Here is a 20,529-nt window from a genome sequence, read left to right on the forward strand (position 1 = left end):
TTCACTTTAGTTATACGTGAGCATATTTTTGCGAACCTTCAGAGTGATGCTATGGCCGAGAGTACATAGATAATGCTTTTTGTCAATGCGTAAGTCCTATAATCTTAGATAGTCATAGAGGCACGGGTACCGAGCAACGGGGTTTGATGGACGAAAATACAGAGGTTGCAGCCAGCCGAAATAGTAAAAAAACTAAGGTGATGAGGCCTTGTCCGTGCGATCGCCAACGGCTATGATTATTTAACCAGAATCCATCGAAAAATACCAAAAACCAGGCTGAGGGTTTTCTGCTGTATCCACTGTGACTTTCAAAAAGTGTGAGGAGCTAAACACTTTTGAATGCTGGATATCACACTTTTTTATTAACAAGCTATTTCTTAATTATATCTTTATTTTTTAACAAAAACCCGACAGTGCGGGAGTTGTCAACCATCACGGATGGTGCTGAAAGATTAAAGTTTTTTGAAGTTTAGCAAAAATCCTGAAATCTTTTGTAATATAAACAGGAAAGTTGAAAAAAATCTAAAGACAAACTAATTGCATAAAAGTGTCGCTAAGGTAGTAAAGATGACGGTTTCTTAGAGAAAAAGAGTGTTAAGCTCGGCTAAGCTCAGCCCAAGCAAAACCGCAATATTTAATTAAGCTCGATCGATAACAAAGGCTAAGGTAAAGTTCATGGCAAACTCAGTTTTAAAGGGGCCAAACGCAGCAGCAGGAGTGCAGTGGCAGCCAAAAGATATTATCCGCGGCCTAGTGTGGAAAATTGCGATCGCAACCTGGCTGTTAATGGCAGTAGGCAGCGCCACGCGCGTGATGAATGCGGGGCTCGCTTGCCCGGACTGGCCGCTGTGCTACGGTCAATTAATACCCGCAGCGCAAATGAATTTGCAGGTATTTCTGGAGTGGTTTCACCGTTTGGATGCAGCAGCAATTGGCTTAAGTGCGATCGCCCTTTTAGCACTTTCTGTCTTCTACCGCAGCCGCCTGCCGACTTGGCTGCCCCTCGCCAGCGCCGGCGCAGTATTTTTAATAGTTTTTCAAGGCATATTGGGCGGCCTCACCGTGACGCAACTGCTGCGATTTGACATCGTTACCGCTCACTTGGGAACGGCTTTACTGTTTTTTTGCGCCCTGCTAGCGATCGGTTTTATGCTGACTCCTTACGAAGCTACAGGCAATACAGGCAAATTAGCATGGGTAAGTTCGATCGCAGCACTGCTAGTTTATCTCCAAAGTCTGCTAGGAGCATTAGTCGGCTCTAGATGGGCGCTGCATCAATGTTTTGGTTCCTCAGAATTGTGTTCGGTAATGAACAGCCACATCGCCGGCATCGTACCAGCTACCGCAGCAACTTTAGCAGTAGCAGTCATGGCTTGGCGGCAACCAGCACTCCATTCAAACTTGCGAAAATTAGGGAATTTAGCGAGTCTTTGTCTGATTGCTCAATTAGTTTTGGGATTGGCAACTTTCCGGCTGCACCTTCAGGTAGAACCGCTGACAGTCGCCCACCAAGCAGTCGGCGCAGCATTGCTGGGAACCCTGCTAGCTTTTAGTGTTTTGTCGTGGCGCGATCGGGTTTTATCAGCTTGAAAGTCAGATCGTGTCCGGTAGCATCGTTGTTCTATGATGCAAAATCTTGTAGGGGCGGGTTCACCATTATTCTCGATAAAAGCCAACAGTTTCATAAACCCGCCCCGCCCATACAAGCATGAATCAACCGGACATGATAGACAAGGCAGATTTATCTATTCCTTGAGCAACAGGTGCCTGATTTATCCCTCGGTGGGGGCGGGTTTATCAATCTTTTCACATACAACAAATATCTCTTGTAAACCCGCCCCTTGTATCTACGAAGCAATGACAACTGACAACTAACAAGTAACAACTAACAAACAATTAATAACCGATGCAAGAAGTTCTTACAAACAATAGCCCTCGCCTCCACGAAAACTTTTCGCAAGTGGTGAAAAGTTACTACCAACTTACAAAACCGAGAATTATTTTACTGCTGCTAATCACCACATCAGCCGGAATGTGGATGGCCGCCAAAGGAGAAGTCGATCCGCTATTACTGGTATCAACTATTAGCGGAGGCGCTTTAGCTTCCGCGTCGGCGAATACGATTAATTGTGTCTACGATAGCGACATCGATTATATTATGGAGCGCACTCGCTGGCGGCCGATTCCTTCCGGGCGGGTTAAGAAACGGGATGCTTTGATATTTGCGATCGCCCTAGCGACAATCTCCTTTACATTACTGACAGTTGTCGCCAACTTATTAGCCGCCTTGCTAGCAATGTCCGGCATCGTTTTCTACGTCCTAATTTACACTCACTGGCTGAAGCGCCACAGCGTCCAAAACATCGTCATCGGGGGTGCAGCAGGGGCGATTCCCCCGCTAGTTGGGTGGGCTGCGGTGACGGGAGATTTGAGTTGGGGTGCGTGGCTGCTGTTTGGGATTATCTTCCTGTGGACACCGCCGCATTTTTGGGCGTTAGCAATGATGATTCGCGACGAATACAAGGAAGTAGGCGTGCCGATGTTGCCGGTAATTGAGGGCGATGAAGAGACAGCGCGCCAAATTTGGATTTACACCTTATTGATGCTTCCTGCAACTTTGCTGTTTGTGTATCCGCTGAATTTGGCGGGCCCGGTGTATGCGGGAACAGCTATTTTCCTGGGTGCGATTTTTGCCCAAAAAGCTTGGTTGCTGTTGCAGACTCCAGAAGATAAGAAGGTTGCGCGATCGCTCTTTAAATACTCTATTCTGTATCTGATGCTATTGTGCGCTGGAATCGTAGTTGATAGTTTACCTGCGACTCACAACTTTACTACTGCTGTTGTTCACAATGTGCACACTTTAATTAGTGCCGTGGTGATGTAGTAATAAGTTAAATTGCCATTATTAAAATGAAGCCCGCATCTTGCGGGTTTTGTTTATGGTAAAATAACAGTAGTCATTCTCCCATCTGCGTTCATCAGCGTTAATTTGCTTTAATCTGCGGTAAAAAAAGAACGCTCGAAAATCGCTACAATTAAGCTATTAAATTTGCCTGCAATACTATGATTGCCATCCCCTCTGGATTTAGCCCCGAAGAGTACCTTTCCCTGGAACATGACAATACAGTCCGCCATGAATATCGGCGCGGTTTAGTCTACGCAATGGCGGGTGGTAGCGACGATCATAGCCGTCTCGCGATTAATTTTTTAACGGCTATTAATTTTCACCTGCGTGATGGGGAATGTCAGTTTTTTTCCGGTGATGTGAAGGTGAATTATGCGGATGCGTTTTTCTATTATCCCGATGCCTTTGTGACGTGCGATCCGCGCGATCGGAGCGATCGCTATGTGAAGCGCTATCCTAAGTTGATTGCTGAGGTGCTGTCTCCTTCGACGGGAAAATTCGATCGCACTGATAAGTTTGAGGATTATCGACTGTTGGAATCGTTGGAAGAGTATGTTTTAATCGCGCAGGATGAGATGCGAGTAGAGTGTCGCCGTCGAGTGAAAGATGGGGCTGGGGAACGTTGGGAAACGGTGGTTTATGGTGCGGGCGATATCGTGATGTTACAGAGTATTGAGCTTGAAGTTGCGATCGCAGAATTATATCGCGGTGTGAGTTTTGGACGATAAATAAAGTAAACTATAGACAAAGGTTTCAAATTTGAAAGTTTTGAAGAAATATGCTAAATATAAAATTAAAAGTGGAGGAAAGTTTTGATGACTGAGAATGCCGTGAAAGTAGATATCTCATTTCAATCACTGCTGGAAGCTATTTCGTCACTGGGAGTTGCTGAAAGATACAAGATATGGGAATTTTTGGAAGCTGAATTATTCCCGAATGAGGACGATTCTCCCGAAGACATTGCTGAAATTGAAAATGAAAACTTTCCACTACTCACGGAGTTGGGCATTCCGTTGGCAGCAGAGTGCAAGGCGTTATAATTAAAAATGCAAAATGCAAAATTCCAAATGGAAGCTACAGAGGAATCGGGAGTATGAGGAGATATGCAAATTGTTTGGACAAAACACGCCCAGGAACGTCAGCTACAATGGGAAGAGCGATTGAAAATTACCAGGGAAGAGGTTGAGGCGGCCCTAACCAATCCTCAACAGATTATCGTGGAAGATGATGTCTTGGTGGCTCAAATTAAACGAGGCAACGGTCTTCTTAGAGTACCCTTTGTTGAAATTGGCAAAACCAGACGAATCTTAACTCTGTACTGGACAAATCAAGTTAAGCGATATTGGCAGGAGAATACCGATGAAAGTTAAATACGATGCAGAAGCAGACATTCTGATTTTTATCTTCCGTGATGCGTTTCCAGCCAATGCTATCTCTGAACCTGGAGGCGTGATTGTCAGTTATGACGAAAATGATGAACCAGTTAGCATCGAATTTCTCAATGCCTCCAAACGTCAACTGTTGAATCCTCAAGAGCTCATGCTAACGATCGCAACTTAGTTGATGCACTTTGTCGAGGTGGCACAGCAATATTGTCAGCTTTCTTGATTTAGCTATTTTTCAAGTATTTACCCAAAAACTCTAACTGGTTCACCATTTCCTCTGCTGTCTTATTAGCAGTTAGTTCCATAATGGCTCTGACTTGCTCACCAACAGAATAGTCTTGCGATATCAGCGCAATGCCAGCATGAGATTCCTCTCCGATCAGAAACTCAGTATGTAACTGACAGAAGTCTCCAATATTGTGACTGTACAGCACTCTGTTTTGAGTGGTAGCTAGCCGAAGTTGTTCTTCGTCGATTAATCCTTCTGTTTGAGTTTCATTGACGGTGGTTACATCAACTTGACGCGATCGTAATGCCCGTAGAAGAGACTGATCTTGGGAATCTTCATCTAGGTAAATCTTAATTTCACTCATGCTTCTTTACCAAAGTTGGTGTACAAAGCTTCTAGACGCTTGGCTTCTGCTGCTTGATGGCTCAAATCAGTTTCAATTTCTGCGGTGTTGGCATGATAGTAGGTGAGTGCGGCGTAGACTTCGGCGAGGGTGAGATGAGAAATGCGATCGCAAATCTCTTCAGCATTCAATCCTCGCTTGTACCAGGTGACAATCCGGCGAACGGTAACGCCTTTACCGAGGATGTGGGGACATCCACCATGCAATCCGGGAGTGCGTGTAATGAGTGTACCAATGTCAATAGATACTGCTGTGGTCATAAACTATGGAAGTTTGAAGGGACTGATCTCTATTACAGCATGGCGATCGCAGAATTATATGGCAACGTGAATTTCGATCGATAAATAAAGTAAGCTAGAGAGACAGGTTTTAAACAAAATCATGACTGAACTCCTTCAACAGGCGATCGCCCAAATCCAAAAACTTCCACCCGATCGGCAAGATGCGATCGCGGCTCGGTTTTTGGCAGAGTTGCAGGACGAGCAAAAATGGGAAACTCGTTTTGCTGACACGACAGACGATCAATGGGATCAGATGGCTGCAATGGTACGTCAAGAAATTGCGGGAGGAGAAACGGTTCCACTTGATGAGATTTTCCCAACACAAAAATGAAATCAAGTGTTACAAAGTCATTTCGCACGCGGCTAGAGAGTCTTCCTGTATCAGTTCAGGAACAAGCCGATAAAGCTTATGCCCTTTGGCAGGATGATCCTGATCATCCAAGTCTTCAGTTCAAGCGAGTCAGTCAGAAGCAACCGATTTATTCTGCTCGTGTCAGTATCAATTATCGTGTTTTAGGTTTATTGGAAGCCGATCGTATTTACTGGTACTGGATTGGTGCACACGACGAGTACGATGAATTGCTGAAACGGATGTAGTTTAAGGCGATCGAATTCGTCAGCGCCCGTTACCGTAGATGGCGATCGCAGAATTATATCGCGGTGTGAATTTGAAGCGAGAAATGAAGTAAGTTAAGGAAGTATCGCCAGCTACCTACGGAAAGTTTCTGTTAAATCACTTGCAACTAATTCGTCAATCTGGTATGATAATATATAGGAGAATTTGGAATTAAAATCATGGATGCTCAATCTCAAGTAATCGCAGTGGAGCTTTCAGACGGAAGTATAATCAGCGTTGAAGCTACACAAATTGGAGAAGCACAAATTTGCTCTACATCCGCTCTTCCCTTTTCTGAAATGAAGGCTATTATTAAGAGCCTTACAGGAGATATTGCAAGCACTATGCAAGAAGTTAAGCAAGTTATACAACCAGATAAGATGAGCATCAAAATTGGCTTAGAAGTAGCAGTTGAATCTGGTCAGCTAACTGCTTTTCTGGTCAAGGGTTCTGGGAAGGGAAACTTAGAAATTTCTATGGAATGGAACAAATAAAAAATTTCTAAGGCTCTTTAAATGACCAGCCAAAAAATGAGGGATCTTCTAGACTCCTGCACTGTTAAAATTCTCTCTTCTAGCAAGCAATTAAAAGGAACAGGGTTTTTTATAGCAAAAGGATTAATCTTGACTTGTGCTCATGTAGTAAAAGATTTTAAAGATTCTGACGAAATAGATATTTCTTGGAGAAATGGAAATCCTTCTACTTTCAAGACTCAGATTAGAGAGATTATTTGTCGCGACAATAGACAATTAAGTGATGATCCTAGCCAGGATATTGCCATTCTTAATTTAATTGATGATTTTGCTCATCCTTGCGTTGAGTTTGACTTGTCAACTCCTCAACTTAATACCGAGCTTCTTGTCTACGGACATTCTGAACAGATTGATGGAGAAACTACGTTTAAATATGAAGGAAGAGGATTCAGAAAAGATGCATTGCTGCACACACTTAAAGATGGACAAGCCGTTGGAGGTATGAGTGGTTCTCCGCTTTTTAATAGAAGCACAGAGAAAATATGCGGATTTTTAGTTATATCTCGTAGCCTTAATAACAATCTGGGTGCGCGAGCCATCCCAGCTAGTATTATAAAGGCTAGGTTTCCAATCTTTTTTGATTTGAACCTAGCATTTCACAGGAAAGACAAGCGTTGGTCTAAACTTCGGAAGAAGCCGATCCGTAGAAAATACTCAGTTTATCTAGCTTGTGTATGCTTATTACTTTTAATATTTTTTCATTTTTTACCTCCTAACAATAATGTTACTATATATTTTATAGTTTCAATTATATCTGTACTTTTCTTGATGTCATCTCTGCTTTTTACTAATAATCTGGAGCAAGAATTAGAAGTAGGAAAAATTGAACTTAATGCCGTAACAAGCATTGTTTCACTTGGCTTTTGTATAAGTATCAGTATGTTATTTATAAATGTTCCTTTTGGTGGAGATGGATATACTCGCGAAGGAAAAATTTCATTTCAGTATTTTACTGGAATGGATAATTTACCAGTATTGTCTTTTGTTGAGTCTAATTTCCCTGAAGAACTTACAAAAACTGTACTCAACACTTCAAGTAATCCTATCGTATATCGTAAAACTCCTGCATTTTTAGCTTTAGAGAGCTTTGTGTCTGGAAGTGGTAATAATTCTTTTATAAAAAATACATCTGATGCAGGTTTTTCCTATGCTTTAAATCGAGATGGCTACACACGATCAGGAGGTAAGAGAGGGGCTAGTGATAATATCAATCCCAGCGGAGAGAGGAGACAGTCTGAAAGCAGAGAAGAATTTGACAACTCAAAAATGACATATGGTGAAGAATTAAGCACAGGATTTAAATATATAAGTTTACTTAGCCAGTTCCAAGCAAATCTTACAAATGCTAAGTGGACTTCCTTCATCGATAGTTATAGTAAGATAAAAGAAGGAGTTGGTTTAATTATTCAATATCCTCAGATGTCTACTATGCTTGAAGATAATATAAGAGATACTAATAAGCCTCAATGGAAAAAAGATATTTTAGATGATGTTTGGCTTCGCAGGATAGCTCAGGAGAATCCACAACATCGAGGCATTATAGGCTTTATATATAGCTATATCACAGACTTATCTAACAAAAATATTATAGCTGGATGTGGATTTTTGAGTAGTAATCCAGATGACAGAATACCTCTAGTTAATAAATCTGTTCCAACTCCATATGTCCGGTTTGCTGACATTACGAATAGCAGTAAATCAGATATAAGAATTAGTTCTATTTTTTATAAAATATATGGTATTCCAGACAACCTATATCGCTTAACAGACGTAACTAATAGACTGAGTTTATTCTCAGATATACAGATGACAACTGATAGTTTAGAGCCTTCAGGAATAATTTTAGAACCTGGAAGACATCTTCTGATACCTATTGAATTTGGACTTGACTCCGGCTCTCATAAAAATACATTTCGGAACCTAGCTCCGGTAACTAAAGAGCAAATCTTGACACTTTCTAAAAAAGATTTGTACATAACTAGAGCAGATGCTACTATTAAAGACTACAATATGAAAGGAAATTTAGGAATTGTTCAAAAATTCGATTCATCAAATGCTTTCTTTCAAGAGTCTAGGATCTTAGACGAACTATTTGAATCAATTCCCAAGCGCTTTGCAGTAGGATCTTTCATCAACTTAGACTCAATTACAGTTGATAGCAAAAAACTCAAGCTGAATCCACCACTCAATGACACAACTAAATTAGCTGCATCCAAACATTATATGGCTGGTAGTTGTCCATATTTGTCCGTTAAACATAAAAAAACAAAACGTTGGGAAGAGTTAGGAACAGTTTTGTATGGAAGATCAACAGTTAATCTTCAAGATTTTGAAACTCATTATCTTGGAGATAATATCGAAAGCTTCCGATTAGAAGAGAGAGAAGAAGAAGTCGCATATCTGGACTCTTTATCAGTTACTTATTTTGATCCCATATCTCAGGAGACTTATGAAGTAGAACTAAATCTTCCTGATGTTATGAAAAAAGTTGATGGACAGTATCACTTGATGAAACAGGGTGACTCTGTTGAAATTAATTTAAGAAAAGTGTTACCTGTAAATGCTCAAAGAATTCAAGTGAAGGTCAATGGTTATTATTTGCCTTTAGCAAACAAAGGTGCGAATATACCGCGCGTAATTCTGAACAAAACAAGTAACAACCAGATGTAAAATAAAATTGCTATTTCTAATATTAAAATTCCTAACATTTTGCCACCGATTCTTAGCGGGATATATTGTAGAGGAAGCTTACCCTGATCAGACATTGCTTTCACTACATCATCCATGCTTGCAGGATTACCAACAATAGATGCTTCGCCCACTCTCACTACAGGTAAAGTATATCGTCCTACAACGCCAGATTTACTGATGGTATCAGACATTTTGTCAGAAACATATGAAGACATTGGAGAGTCTATGTCATAATAAACATAAGAGAACTTCCAATCTTCGAGAGACTTTATCAGCGTCTGAGTGTACCCACAGCCCGGTCGTCCCCAAATAAGAATCTCTGCTTGATTTAAAGACGGTGAAGTTTGAGAAGTATTTTTACTGGATGACTGTTCAGCTAAAAATTTTTGGGATGCGTTGACTTCTGCCCATCGCCAAAGTACGGGAATCTCGAAAAAAACAGGCGAAATCAAGAACATCGCAAGGACAGAGAGGGTAAATTTATTAAGGAGTTTCATAGCATTAAACCACAGTTTACGCCAACTATTGTGACGGTTATCTGTTGATATTAGCATAATTATTTACGATCGCCCGCACCAGTCTTGTTATCATTAAAATCAATGACTGCAAAAGGGAGCTTAGACACTAACAGGTGAATGTCATGCAAAGCTAAACTTCAAGAACAACTTTCTCCTGCTGATACCGAAGTTTTTGATAAGGTGAAAGCCCGATCGCTAAAATGATGAATAGATGTTACTGCCAAGATAAGCATGACCACCATTAACATCGGCTTTAGTGCACAAACCTGGGAAGAATACCATGCCCTCATCGCCAAGCGTCATGCCGAAACCCTGACTCCCGAAGAACACGATCAACTGATCCAAATGAGCGATCGCCTTGAACAACTCAATGTTGCCCACATTCAAGCCTTTATTCAACTCGCAACCTTCCGCAACCAACCTCTGACAGAGCTCATGCAGACCCTTGGCATCAATCCTCATCCCGATATCGTTGATTATGTCTGAATCCCGCCTCACACAGCAGCAACGACAATTCATTAAACAACGCGCCAATGGTTGCTGCGAGTATTGTCTCAGTACGATCAACAAAAAAAGGCTCAATTCCGCTTATTTTGGAGCCATAACAGAATTTGTGGGAACATGATTTCTGTGCAATTAGCCTTCTTGCTTCCATGCCAACAAACGATTCTGAACTGCAAGCCCAAGCGCGGAGAATTCTAGATGCGATCGCCTTCACTCCTTTCGAGCAATGTCAACCCTTGACTCGTGAGTTTGATAACATTCCTGCTCGCCCTGGCATCTATGCAGTCAGGCACAGAATTGACGGATTACTTTACATCGGTAAAACCAAGAGCCTACGAGGACGCTTCAGTGGCGGGCACAAGGCTTTTTTATGGGCGTGGCTCGATAAGTACAATGACGAAGATGTGCGGATTGCAATGCAATTAGTCTCTTACTGTGAAAACCCTGCGTTACTATTGGAGCTAGAAGCCATCATTCTAAGAGCCACTGAACCTCCGTACAACGTTCAAATTCCAACCCAAAGGTGAATGCCATGCAAGCCAAACTTCAAGAACAACTTTCTCCTGCTGATGCCGAAGTTATTTTGGGACGTTTGCCAGAACGAATTCAAGCGGCTCTAATTGCGCGTGCTGCGGAAATTGAATATCCGATCGCAGCAGTGCTCGAAATGGCGATCGCCAGTTTTCTCGATACAGAAGCATTAGGTTTTGTAGATTGCAAACCAGGACGCGGACAGTAAAATCGAGAAGAGGTGTCAAAGTTTACGGTATACTTCGTTAACGCACCCTACAAGAGCCACGTTAAGCTAGAAACAGACAACAGAGAGCCAACCTACGCAAAAGGTTAATATCAATGGTTGCGATCGCCCAAAAAACCCTTTCCTTCGAGGAATTCCTCAACTGGGATGACAAATCCGGTAGGTCATTCGAGCTAGTCAATGGAGTTGCCATGCCCCTGAGTGAACCCACAGCCAAACATGAGGATGTCGTCGATGGTTTATGTCGTCTCTTGGTGGATCATTGCCAATCCTTGAACCTTCCCTACATTCCTCGACAAAGTAAACAAGTCAGATTGAACGCTGCCCCGGGCGAAAGTGAATCGAGTCGTAAAGCTGACATTCTGGTGTTTGCCAAGGAAGAATGGGTCAGAATGCGTCAAAGTTCTGCCTCTGCTGCGGCTTATATTCCACCTCCCTTGGCGATCGAAGTTGTTAGTACGAATTGGCGGGATGATTACCGCATCAAATTGAATGAGTATGAAACTTTAGGAATCCTGGAGTATTGGATTGTTGATTATGCAGGGTTGGGAGGCGTTCAGTATATTGGCTCTCCAAAACAGTCTACGGTGACTATCAACCGCTTAATCGATGGTGAATATCAGGCACTGCGATATCAAGGAGAAGCCACTATTGTTTCTCCAACTTTTCCTCAGTTGGTATTAACCATCGCTCAAATCATTGCGATGACAGAAGTTTAGCGTTTGCAAATTATTTGTAGGATACTTTGTATTGCCAAAAAAATACTAAGATCCGAACCCGGTTTCTGGACACCCATATTAATTCGACTGAATCTGTGCATTCAAAACCTTAGAAATGCGATCGCGCGTTTCCTCCAAATGAGCCTGCGTATAAGCATCCGCATTCTTGTCCAAGTTGCGAATACTCTTGCTCAAACCCTCCCGCAACTGCCGCAATTCGTACCACGCCAGAGTCCGCGCATCCTCAGGTGTACTGGTTTTTCGCAGCACCATTCCGATTAAAATCGCCAAATGTTCTCGCTGCAACGATCGCCGAAAAGTCGAAATTTGCATCTTCTTGGACGGCTGCAAAACCTCTTTCCAAATATCCTTTTGCAAAGTATCGAACAATTCTGGTAATTTCAAAGCGCTTTCCGGCGCAGATTTTAACTCCGCATCCCGCAGTCTCGCCAGCCGCACTGGAGATAGCAACACTCGCAGCACAAATCGCTGCATAAAAGTAATTCGATCGCCGATCGGGTAATCTAGAGGAAACACCAAAGCCGGACTTCCCCAGTGCTCCCAGCGCGCAGGCGCTAATTTATTTAGCAAATCCGGCGCAAAACTAAACGCATCGCTTGCAAATACGTACTTATCCAATGTTGCTAATGCTTCTCTTTGCTGCGAAAGCTCGATCGGCACAAACGGCAATTTCGCATTAATATCTCCCGGGCGAATCCGACTAAACGACTGTCCGCCGACGTACAAAGTAGCATTCATCACCTGCTGAAAATAATACCCGAACACCGAATCAAACATCACCCGCAGTTCGTTATAACCGTCTTCCCCAACCGGAATTCGCTTTTCTAAACGCTTCCACATTGCCTTAGCATTATCCAATTGCCATTGCGAGTACCTCAGCATATTGTTACTGAGATCGAAGGCATTTGCAGCGGGATCGAGATTGTCAACAGTATCCTCATCCGGCGCATAAGCTAATTGCGGTTCCCCCGCGCGACTGGCAATTTGTTGCAGCGCTGGTAAGTCGCTGTTGGGGTTGGCGCCACCAAGAACTTTGTAACCGTACTCGATCGCCCAATCGTCATAAGGCCCTACAATCGTCGGATAATAATCGCCCTGTACAGTTCCCTGCGGTGCCAAATTAATCGGCAGGTAATCCATCACCGACGCCACCATACCTTGGGCGCGAGCTACCTGAGTATTGTTCAAATCCTCCGGTTGCAGCATTGTACTGCCGTGAAAATTGTGCCTCAAACCAAGAGTGTGACCGACTTCGTGTGCAGTCAAATTTCGGATATAATCATTAACATAATTCTCCAGCACCGGACTGCTAGGCGCTGCATTGTCCAGCAGAGACATCGACATTGCTCCGATCGCAAATTGCCGGCTCGATTCCAACCCAAAACACATATCCGAACTCAGCATCAACCGCGATAAGGGCGATCGCTTTTGTTCTTGATATCTTTCCACCAAAGTGGGCAAATCATCAACAATTCCACCCGGAGAATTCTCCCCGCTGCTTTTGCCTAAATCTGCATTTTCGAGCATCGGCAAATAGCGAGAATACATCCCGAACTGACAGGGATTGGTATTAGAGCCGTTTCGGCCTTGAAAACTCTTTGCTAGCGATCGATTTTGTTCTACCAAAGACCGATATCCCTGTTTGATTAGCCGGACAATATTAGCATCCAACAAAATATCAGCATCCAAGATTTCCCCGGTTAGCGGGTTAGTGCGAGACGGCCCGAGTCCGGCAAAATCTGACTCAAAAGAACTCGACCACCTAATAGTATTGTAGCGGACATCAGCCGGATCCCATTTAGCATTGTCCGGCATTTGTTTGACCTGAATTGCCTCTGTAAAACCTGCTTTTTCAAAAGATTTGTTCCACTCCAAAATGCCATCGCGAATTGCATTGCGGTATTCTAGAGGGACATTATTTTCAATCCAAAAGACGATCGGCTGCACCGGAGGCGACATCGGCGCCGTCGGGATTTGCTTTTGCAAATGCCAGCGATTGATGTAGCGCACAAAAGGCTCCCGACTGCTCTTGTCAGAAAAGTCTTTATATGCTGTCAGAAAATAGCCGACTCGCTCGTCTGCAAGTCTGGGGCGGTAGCCGTTATTGAGAGGCACTTCCGAGAAACTGTAGTGAATGCGGAGGTTAAAAGCCCGACTGTCAGGAATCGAAGGTAAATAGTTAACTGCACTGTCATTATCGCTGGAAAAACCGTAAATAGAAGCAATTTCTACATTCAGCGGAAACGCTTTCACATCTTTAAAATAAGATTTGTCTTCATCGATCGAGTAAGCAGCACCCAAAATCGCCGGCAAAATCGCTTTAACCCCCGGTAAGTCGCGCTTTTCGCTCATCAGCAAATCGCCTAAGTCTATCAGCAGAGTTTGCCTTTGCGGATGAAGGCTTTTGAGTGGTAAAGAATAGAGAATCGACTCGCTAAATGCCCTTTCCACCGAACCCGCTTGCGGGTCGCCCGGACGAGTGCGAAAATAGATATTCGGTATGACAAACTCGACGTTATTTTGGACTCGCCGCAGTTGAAACAAGAAATCGCCGATCGGCAATCCGCTCAAAATTCCCCCTTCCCCTAAACCTGATGCCAATGTGACGAAACACAGAAACTTTTTATCCAGTTGCTGCGGTTTAATTTCTAGATAAACTTTATTAGTTGCCAGATTGCGGTAAAGGGTAAACAGTCCTTCAAACTTTTGCGCGTCTTTGACAACTTGCTCGAAGGGTTGCAAAGGTTGTTGTTCGCTGCTGGGCGGCGGAGTTGATAAAGCAAAAGGTAAAAATAAACCTTTATACAAACTAAACAGGAAAAATGCTAGAGATAATATAAAAAATATTACAGGCAGATTTTTGCGGGGATTTTTCATCAGTTTGTTTCTGCTAACTTCCGAAAAAAATAATCTTTTCATGTTCAGTGTCCAGTTGCAGGAAAGAAGTGTTTTGAGATAGTCGCATCCCAGGATTAACGATTGAAATAACAATCATTAATATTGCTGAACCCGCCTTTACAATAAGATTTAAATCCTTTAAATTCTAACAACAGCTAGCGATAGTTTTATCCTTGACGAGGGTGGTGACTAGAAACCGGGTTTCTCTGAGATTTTTGCGTTTAGTAATGAGAAACATTCGTAGAAACCCGGTTTCTGAAATCTGCCGTGGGGGCTAGAAACCGGGTTTCTACGAGATTTTACGACGAGTCACGAGAAATCTTCGTAGAAACCCGGTTTCTGAAATCTGCGTGCGTCTAGGAGTATTTTCCCCGCTATCTCCATCGAACATAACAGACAATCTAGATACCCACTAGCTTACAACTTCTCCCAATCTCCCCCTCTCCCAATCTCCCCCTCTCCCAATCTCCCCCTCTTCCCTCTCCCCCTCTCCCCCTCTCTACTTCTTCACAGGCCAGGGAATCATCGGATCTTGAGCCAAGCGCTTGGAAACTGCAACAGCACCGTAACGGTTGAGGTGACTGGGGTCAGAAAAAGATTCCCGTGCTTGGGGCAACAATAAACTATTATCTCGGAAAATTAGTCCGGTTTGAGCTGCTAATTGTTGCATATATTGCCGGAATTCTTGTTCGTAACCTGTCCGCACCGGATCTAAATAATCGGCAGTCAGAGGCATATTGACAAACACGAGATTGATGTTGCGAACTTTGGTAAATTCGATCATGTTTTTGAGCGCTACAGTTTGTTCCCCTGTCAATTTAAAATCTTGATAGTCGGTGTCGTAATATCCAGATACTTTGGCGTGTTTCTGAAAGTAAGTATCGGGATTGAAGCGGATGTCGATCGGCAAAAAGCCGTTTGGTTGAAACTCGCTGGGTGCTTTACCCGCAGCAGTTAGCTGGGCGTTTTCAGTGGTTTGTTTATCGTCGTCGGCTGCGGTTTGGGGGCTTTCGGTGACAACAGGGGCTGCTGGATTCGCGATCGATCGCAAAAACCCTTTCAGCCGATCGCGCTTTTTGTAAGTTGCAGAACTATCCACCAACTTTTGACTCAGAAATTGTTGAACATTCGCTTGACTTTGTTCCAAATTGTGCACCAATTCACCAGCAGTCGCGATCGGATTTTTGGCAGTTTCCTTAGATGTTGGGGATTCTAATGGATTGGTGCGGATCAGAAAACTACCCCGAGCCAATTGTCTGTAACCTTCGGAAGAGGCGATCGCACTAAAAGTCAAATCCGGCCGCCCGCTGTTGAGAGCCCTCGCCCCGTCCGCCAAAACCAGTAATTTCGGCAATTGTTGCGGTGGCAAAATCCGGCGGACGATCGAATCTACCACTTGCAGAGTAGCTCCGTTCACCCCAAAATTGTAAGCCTTCAGCCCCGGATAGCCTCCAGCAGCCAAAGCCGTTTCCAACACCGCCGGGTCGATACCCCGCAGCGCCCTAGAACTCCCGACAATTAAAATATCCGGCGGTTTTTTGTGCTGGCGGATGTACTCTTGGTAGCGCGCAATCTGCTCGTCAAGCTGCTCGCTCCTCAAAGTCGGAAACACCGGAGCAGCCGAAACATCAGCTACAGGAACGCTAGTATTTCCCGGTTTCGTAAACCCAGAACCGTTGAAAGCCTTTTCTTCACTCGCGGACGGCGATGCTTGTAAAGGAATTTGAGGCAAATTCACTTCTTGAGACTCGGGAATCGGGACTGAAGAGCCAGAGGGAGAGGGAGAATCCGGATTCGTGAGAGAGGCTTGAACGTCGCTCTGAGGCTTGGGGGATGAATTTTGACAATTTGGGCCGTTGCAAACTTCGGAGGCTCTAGGAGCTTGACTAACCGTCGCAGATTTAAGAAATAGACCCAGCAACCAATCGGTATTGAAGGTGATCAGACAGCCGGCGATCGCCCAAATCAAAGCCATTCCCGCCGCGCGATCGGCTCTCACGCCTCCCGGCGCAGCAGCATTCATCGACAAAGCGTCGTTGGGAACAAACAAACCCGAAGCAACAAGCGGCTGCACCACAGCTTGAACCAACTGCTCGCCCAACTGGTAACCGGGGAGTCTAATTTTGAAGCGCGGCCGCGAGGAGTCCGGTGCGGGAGCATCGAACACCAAATTATCGCCCAGAGCAGAAAAACTCCCATCTGCCACCGACGGCGCAAACTCCGGCACCGCTTCCTTAGACAAGACAGCCTGTTGCGAGGGAGCCGATGCGGTTGTTGGTGCTAATTCCCCGTCAACCGCCATTTTGAGATCGATACCGTAGCGCCACAGGGGCATTTTCTGACCGGCGCGGCGCCCGTAGACTCGCACAAGAGCCACTCCCGGAATTTGTAACTGCCGCAAGAATTTAGCCACCGGCGGGCCTACCTTCGACTGAGCAGGGCAACTCAGAGCTTCAGTCATGACGTGCAGCACGTTGGCTTTGTGCAGCGCCACAGCCCGAATCCCTCCGGTTTCCAGCTTGCGGTTGAGATTGGGATTGAGAAACCTGTTGAGCAAGAAAGTCAAGGCTAATTGGTCGCCCTCGGCTGCCAATATCCTCGGGTTTGGAGCTAAGTCGGGGTGGTGGGCTGCTGGTAAGTCTATCCAGTCAATCCACACCGGCGACTCCGGCTCGGTTGTGCTGTCGCTGGCCGGTTCTACGCCGTAGAGGGTAGCTGCGCGGATGCCTTGGGGCGCGAAGGATGCTAACAAAGGGGCGATCGCATCGGTGGTTTGCTGTTTGTCAGGGTATTCTTGTCGTTTGGGTTTTTGTCCTTTTGTGACTGTTTTGCTGCAAAACAGGTGCAGAGTTGCTTCTTTGAGGGTGGCTCGCACTTCGACTGTTGATGTCGCCAAGTGTTGGTTGAGCAGTTTGGCGATCGACTGTACGTCTCCCCAGCGGGCCCATTCCTTGAGGATTGTGTCCGGTGGCGTCAAATCGACTCGCAGCACCCAGTCCGGCTTCGATTCGCCTGCAACTTGGCTGCCGATCGCAGCTTCCCGGAAGTCCTCTAGTTGCAGTTTCCGCAGCCTAGCGGCGATCGGTTCTGCGAGCAAGGAGGGTTCGGGGCTGTAAGCTGACTCGCACAGCACTAACAGCCGCCGTTCCTTGGACTTGAGAAGTTCTGGCGCATTGGGGTGCTGGGTTTCCCGGCTGCTTTTGGCTTCTTTTTCGCGAATGCTAACTTTCACCGAAACACCCATCGGCCCGAGGATTTCGCTGAGATAGCTGGCGATCGCATCTGGATAGCCCCGGCGCGCCAAAGTTTCCGCTGAAACGGTCAAAGTGCCGCCGCCATCACTGTCACCGGAGCCTGTTTCGGGGGATTGAATCAAAGCCACCGCGCCGCGACTTGCCTGCTGCTGCGTGGATGTTTGCGGTGCTGGCGCAGAAACGGGGGGACTGAAAGCTTCCCGAGTTGCCGAAGTGTCGATCGTCACTGGGGAAGTTTCAAAAACTTCTGGATATTCAATCCGGGAGGCCGTGGGGAAACTTTCAGTATCAAAATCCATTTCTTCCCGCACCTGAGGCATTGGTGCCGGGGTTTCTACCTGTGCTGCTTTTAGTTTGAGGTTGCGGTTTTCATTTTTGAATCTGTCGAAGAGTCCGCCTTTTTTACGACTTGTTGGCGGTTCGCTGTCGGGGGGACTCGCTAGTGGTGGCACTTCGGAAACTTTTGGTTCCGGTTCCGGTTCCCGTCGCTGTGGCTGTGGCTGTGGCTGTCGCTGTTTGCCACTGCAATCGAGCCGGACAGTCCAGTCGTTTTGTCGGGAACCGAGTTTGCGGCCGCACAGAAACAACTGGTAGATTTTAGTTCGATCGGGCAGGAGTCGCGTTAAATCAGTTTGTTCGATCGCGCTTTTAAATCTCGCCGTCACCAATTCCTGAGACGGACACAATTGCGCTTCGCACAAAATATGCAGGTGATTTCCGCGCAAACGCGCTTGTACCTGCACCTCGGGCAGTCCCAAAGCTTTTTGCGCCCACTGCGATGCGGGCGATCGATTGTCTGCCAATATACTCCCGTTCGCATTCAACATGGGACTTTAAATTTCGTCAAGGCTGGTTTTGTTTTCTACAGATAGCACAGTTTACAGGTTTTACATACAATTATTTTATTTACCGAGCCTAACCCTTGCATCCGGTTTAACTGTTGCTCGGCTTACTGGCGAGCTGTGTATCCCCTCGGCTGCGCTCCGTTGGGCAATACTGTTTTGACCAATACCTCGAATGTATTTTCGCACAATTAGACCCAGTTAAGCGAAGTCAGAATTCAGGAGTAAAGATAATTATTTCCCCTGTTTAGCAACCGCCCCCAAAGATTAGGACGTTCTTAATTGCTGAAACCCTTGCTATTCTTCCTCCTTCCTTCTGCTGTAAACTGGGGATACTGAATAACACAGGAGGGATCTATGCCGTCGGAAAACCAAGACTTGCCCAAAACTCAAACCCCCAACAATCCTAAATTGCCAATTCCCTCAGATATTTTATTGAGCTTAGCCGCCTTACCCATGCTGGGCGGGTTGCTGGCTGCCAAAGCTGCTGCTGAGTTTGTGAGTTCGATCGGCATTGAAAGCGAAGAAGTCTTTCGGGGTTCGCGCCTCCCGGTACTCAACTTTCCCCAGTCACAGGAGTAGCAATCTCAAGGCCAGTTCAACGCTAAATTTTTTGACCAAAAAGCTTGACAGCCGATAGAATCCGTGCTGTTACAATTTGTCATTGCTTCCAGCTTCTCCATCAGTTCCTTCGCACCGCAAGATTAGTTTCAATATAATCGCGGGAATCCCCGCCCTCAATTGACGCGATTTCCGCAGCCCAAGGGCTAAGGATGAGCGTCAATAGGGCGGGGAGGGATAGCGGCTAAAAATGGGGGTTTGATGCCCGCAGTTTTAGCAATCTCATGGTACACTAGCTCCATAATCTTCACTTATTGAAAATGTCTCAAGTCCTGACGGTTAGTTGTAAACTCGAAGTGTTGCAACATCAGGTTGAAAAACTTGATGCGGTGCTTCGTGCTTTTGCGAACTGCTGTGAGTACGTGAACAAAAACACTGACCGAAAGCTGACCAATCAGATAGCCGTGCAATCCTTAATTTACAAGGAAGCACGGGAATACTCTGGTCTATCGGCTCAGATGACTATCCATGCCATTCGTAGGGTTTGCGCCAATCGCAAGACTGCCAAACAAAAAGATAGACCTGTGAAAGGGTTTGCAGCTACCAGTGCCACTTATGACGCTCGGACTTTCACTTTTAGGGAGAAAGACTGGACAGCTAGTTTGACGATGCTCAAGCAAAGAGAGAAATTCCCTTTGCACATTGGCAACTATCAGCGTCATTTGTTAACAGGAAGAAATCCTAAGTCGGCAGTGTTGGTAAAGCGCAAAGATAACACTTATTACCTGCAAATTCAGCTTGAATCTGAGCCACCAAACCCTGAGAAAACTGATAGGGTTTTGGGTGTTGATTTGGGCAGAACCGATATAGCCGTTACCTCTGAATCCGAGAAGTTTAGTGGAACGGCGATAACCGAAATTCGTGACAGATATAGCCGTGTCAGGGCTTCGTTGCAGAAAAAAGCGTCCAAAGGCACAAGAAGTAGTCGGCGTAGATGTCGGCAGCTTCTGCAACGGTTGAGTGGACGAGAACGAAGATTTCAGGCACAGGTTAACCATACCGTTAGCTACCGACTCATTCAGCACGCCAAAAAACAAGCGCAAACTATTGCGTTGGAGGATTTGACGGGTATCAGAGAACGAACCAACCAACAGCCACGTTCTAAAACAGAGAGACGCAGAAGCAACAGTTGGGCGTTTTTTCAGCTTCGCCAATTCCTTTGTTATAAGGCAGTAAAGTAAAGTTTGGCGTAAATCTGGTATTTGTTGACCCAAGGTACACATCCCAAACCTGCCACAAATGCCTGCATATTCACCGCTCGTAAAAACCTGGACAAAGCTACCCAAAAGTAGTCAATGTTAGACATCTACGTTAGTAATTTTAGTCCACAGTCCTAAAACTACAGGAATAAA

General features: G+C 45.1%; 21 protein-coding genes and 1 pseudogene. 17 read left to right on the forward strand and 5 right to left on the reverse strand.

The genetic code is table 11. The features are described from left to right. Nucleotides 1–675 precede the first annotated feature (675 nt). From JGK16_RS27650 to JGK16_RS27675, 6 genes are all read left to right on the forward strand, one after another. Complete coding sequence (locus JGK16_RS27650; RefSeq protein ID WP_293193298.1) at nucleotides 676–1,590, forward strand: heme A synthase; 915 nt, start codon at nucleotides 676–678, stop codon at nucleotides 1,588–1,590. A gap of 316 nt (nucleotides 1,591–1,906) precedes the next feature. Beyond that, nucleotides 1,907–2,884, forward strand: coding sequence for a heme o synthase (locus JGK16_RS27655; protein ID WP_293193299.1), 978 nt, complete (start codon nucleotides 1,907–1,909; stop codon nucleotides 2,882–2,884). Nucleotides 2,885–3,063: 179 nt separating this feature from the next. Then, nucleotides 3,064–3,633: a Uma2 family endonuclease gene (locus tag JGK16_RS27660; protein ID WP_293193300.1), complete on the forward strand. Its 570-nt coding sequence runs from the start codon at nucleotides 3,064–3,066 to the stop codon at nucleotides 3,631–3,633. A gap of 87 nt (nucleotides 3,634–3,720) precedes the next feature. Next, the gene (locus tag JGK16_RS27665; RefSeq protein WP_293185859.1) at nucleotides 3,721–3,945 is read left to right on the forward strand and encodes a hypothetical protein; all 225 of its coding nucleotides are present in this window, start codon (nucleotides 3,721–3,723) and stop codon (nucleotides 3,943–3,945) included. A 63-nt stretch (nucleotides 3,946–4,008) separates the two neighbouring features. Further along, on the forward strand, nucleotides 4,009–4,275 hold the full coding sequence (locus JGK16_RS27670; protein WP_265235442.1) for a DUF4258 domain-containing protein: 267 nt from the start codon (nucleotides 4,009–4,011) through the stop codon (nucleotides 4,273–4,275). Continuing rightward, nucleotides 4,265–4,465, forward strand: coding sequence for a DUF2283 domain-containing protein (locus tag JGK16_RS27675; RefSeq protein ID WP_293185861.1), 201 nt, complete (start codon nucleotides 4,265–4,267; stop codon nucleotides 4,463–4,465). The genes JGK16_RS27670 and JGK16_RS27675 overlap by 11 nt, the downstream gene beginning before the upstream one ends. Nucleotides 4,466–4,514: 49 nt before the next feature. Here the strand turns inward: JGK16_RS27675 and JGK16_RS27680 are convergent, their stop codons facing one another. Beyond that, on the reverse strand, nucleotides 4,515–4,883 hold the full coding sequence (locus JGK16_RS27680; RefSeq protein ID WP_293185863.1) for a DUF5615 family PIN-like protein: 369 nt from the start codon (nucleotides 4,881–4,883) through the stop codon (nucleotides 4,515–4,517). Further along, nucleotides 4,880–5,182 carry a DUF433 domain-containing protein gene (locus tag JGK16_RS27685; RefSeq protein WP_293193301.1) on the reverse strand — a complete coding sequence of 101 codons (303 nt, stop codon included), beginning with the start codon at nucleotides 5,180–5,182 and terminating at the stop codon, nucleotides 4,880–4,882. Before JGK16_RS27685 ends, JGK16_RS27680 begins: the two co-directional genes overlap by 4 nt. A 121-nt stretch (nucleotides 5,183–5,303) precedes the next feature. Here JGK16_RS27685 and JGK16_RS27690 point away from each other — a divergent pair, with 121 nt between their 5' ends. From JGK16_RS27690 to JGK16_RS27705, 4 genes are all read left to right on the forward strand, one after another. Continuing rightward, nucleotides 5,304–5,534 (forward strand): hypothetical protein, encoded by a 231-nt coding sequence (locus tag JGK16_RS27690; protein ID WP_293193302.1) that lies wholly within the window; start codon nucleotides 5,304–5,306, stop codon nucleotides 5,532–5,534. Continuing rightward, nucleotides 5,531–5,800, forward strand: coding sequence for a hypothetical protein (locus tag JGK16_RS27695; RefSeq protein ID WP_293193303.1), 270 nt, complete (start codon nucleotides 5,531–5,533; stop codon nucleotides 5,798–5,800). Before JGK16_RS27690 ends, JGK16_RS27695 begins: the two co-directional genes overlap by 4 nt. 198 nt (nucleotides 5,801–5,998) lie before the next feature. Continuing rightward, complete coding sequence (locus tag JGK16_RS27700) at nucleotides 5,999–6,313, forward strand: CU044_2847 family protein (protein ID WP_293193304.1); 315 nt, start codon at nucleotides 5,999–6,001, stop codon at nucleotides 6,311–6,313. A 21-nt stretch (nucleotides 6,314–6,334) separates the two neighbouring features. Next, on the forward strand, nucleotides 6,335–9,022 hold the full coding sequence (locus JGK16_RS27705) for a serine protease (RefSeq protein ID WP_293193305.1): 2,688 nt from the start codon (nucleotides 6,335–6,337) through the stop codon (nucleotides 9,020–9,022). Here JGK16_RS27705 and JGK16_RS27710 read toward each other — a convergent pair. Further along, entirely contained in the window at nucleotides 8,947–9,540 is a 594-nt protein-coding gene (locus JGK16_RS27710; protein ID WP_293203533.1) for a hypothetical protein, read from the reverse strand. The two genes, JGK16_RS27705 and JGK16_RS27710, sit on opposite strands and share 76 nt — an antisense overlap. 252 nt (nucleotides 9,541–9,792) lie before the next feature. On the opposite strand from JGK16_RS27710, the gene JGK16_RS27715 reads away from it, so the two are divergent. The 4 genes from JGK16_RS27715 to JGK16_RS27730 all read left to right on the forward strand — a co-directional run bounded on the left by JGK16_RS27715 (nucleotide 9,793) and on the right by JGK16_RS27730 (nucleotide 11,541). After that, nucleotides 9,793–10,047 carry a hypothetical protein gene (locus JGK16_RS27715; protein ID WP_293193307.1) on the forward strand — a complete coding sequence of 85 codons (255 nt, stop codon included), beginning with the start codon at nucleotides 9,793–9,795 and terminating at the stop codon, nucleotides 10,045–10,047. A gap of 167 nt (nucleotides 10,048–10,214) precedes the next feature. After that, the gene (locus tag JGK16_RS27720; protein ID WP_293193308.1) at nucleotides 10,215–10,592 is read left to right on the forward strand and encodes a GIY-YIG nuclease family protein; all 378 of its coding nucleotides are present in this window, start codon (nucleotides 10,215–10,217) and stop codon (nucleotides 10,590–10,592) included. Nucleotides 10,593–10,597: 5 nt separating this feature from the next. After that, nucleotides 10,598–10,804, forward strand: a complete 207-nt coding sequence (locus JGK16_RS27725; RefSeq protein ID WP_293193309.1) for a hypothetical protein — start codon at nucleotides 10,598–10,600, stop codon at nucleotides 10,802–10,804. 113 nt (nucleotides 10,805–10,917) lie between these two features. Next, nucleotides 10,918–11,541 carry a Uma2 family endonuclease gene (locus JGK16_RS27730; RefSeq protein WP_293193310.1) on the forward strand — a complete coding sequence of 208 codons (624 nt, stop codon included), beginning with the start codon at nucleotides 10,918–10,920 and terminating at the stop codon, nucleotides 11,539–11,541. A gap of 78 nt (nucleotides 11,542–11,619) precedes the next feature. Here JGK16_RS27730 and JGK16_RS27735 read toward each other — a convergent pair whose 3' ends face one another. Together JGK16_RS27735 and JGK16_RS27740 are read right to left on the reverse strand one after the other, a co-directional pair. Further along, the gene (locus JGK16_RS27735; protein ID WP_293193311.1) at nucleotides 11,620–14,481 is read right to left on the reverse strand and encodes a zinc-dependent metalloprotease; all 2,862 of its coding nucleotides are present in this window, start codon (nucleotides 14,479–14,481) and stop codon (nucleotides 11,620–11,622) included. A gap of 478 nt (nucleotides 14,482–14,959) precedes the next feature. Next, entirely contained in the window at nucleotides 14,960–18,541 is a 3,582-nt protein-coding gene (locus tag JGK16_RS27740; RefSeq protein ID WP_293185875.1) for a hypothetical protein, read from the reverse strand. A gap of 372 nt (nucleotides 18,542–18,913) precedes the next feature. On the opposite strand from JGK16_RS27740, the gene JGK16_RS27745 reads away from it, so the two are divergent. The 3 genes and pseudogenes from JGK16_RS27745 to JGK16_RS27755 form a co-directional block, all read left to right on the forward strand. Then, a complete protein-coding gene (locus tag JGK16_RS27745; RefSeq protein ID WP_293185876.1) occupies nucleotides 18,914–19,138 on the forward strand; it encodes a hypothetical protein in 225 nt (74 codons plus the stop codon). Nucleotides 19,139–19,437: 299 nt separating this feature from the next. Further along, nucleotides 19,438–20,358, forward strand: a complete 921-nt coding sequence (locus tag JGK16_RS27750) for a transposase (protein ID WP_293193312.1) — start codon at nucleotides 19,438–19,440, stop codon at nucleotides 20,356–20,358. A gap of 11 nt (nucleotides 20,359–20,369) precedes the next feature. Beyond that, nucleotides 20,370–20,441: pseudogene (locus JGK16_RS27755) on the forward strand (zinc ribbon domain-containing protein); the annotation flags it as partial. Nucleotides 20,442–20,529 lie beyond the last annotated feature (88 nt).

The sequence above is a fragment of the Microcoleus sp. PH2017_09_SFU_O_A genome (assembly GCF_020738625.1).
Taxonomy (GTDB): Bacteria; Cyanobacteriota; Cyanobacteriia; order Cyanobacteriales; family Microcoleaceae; genus Microcoleus.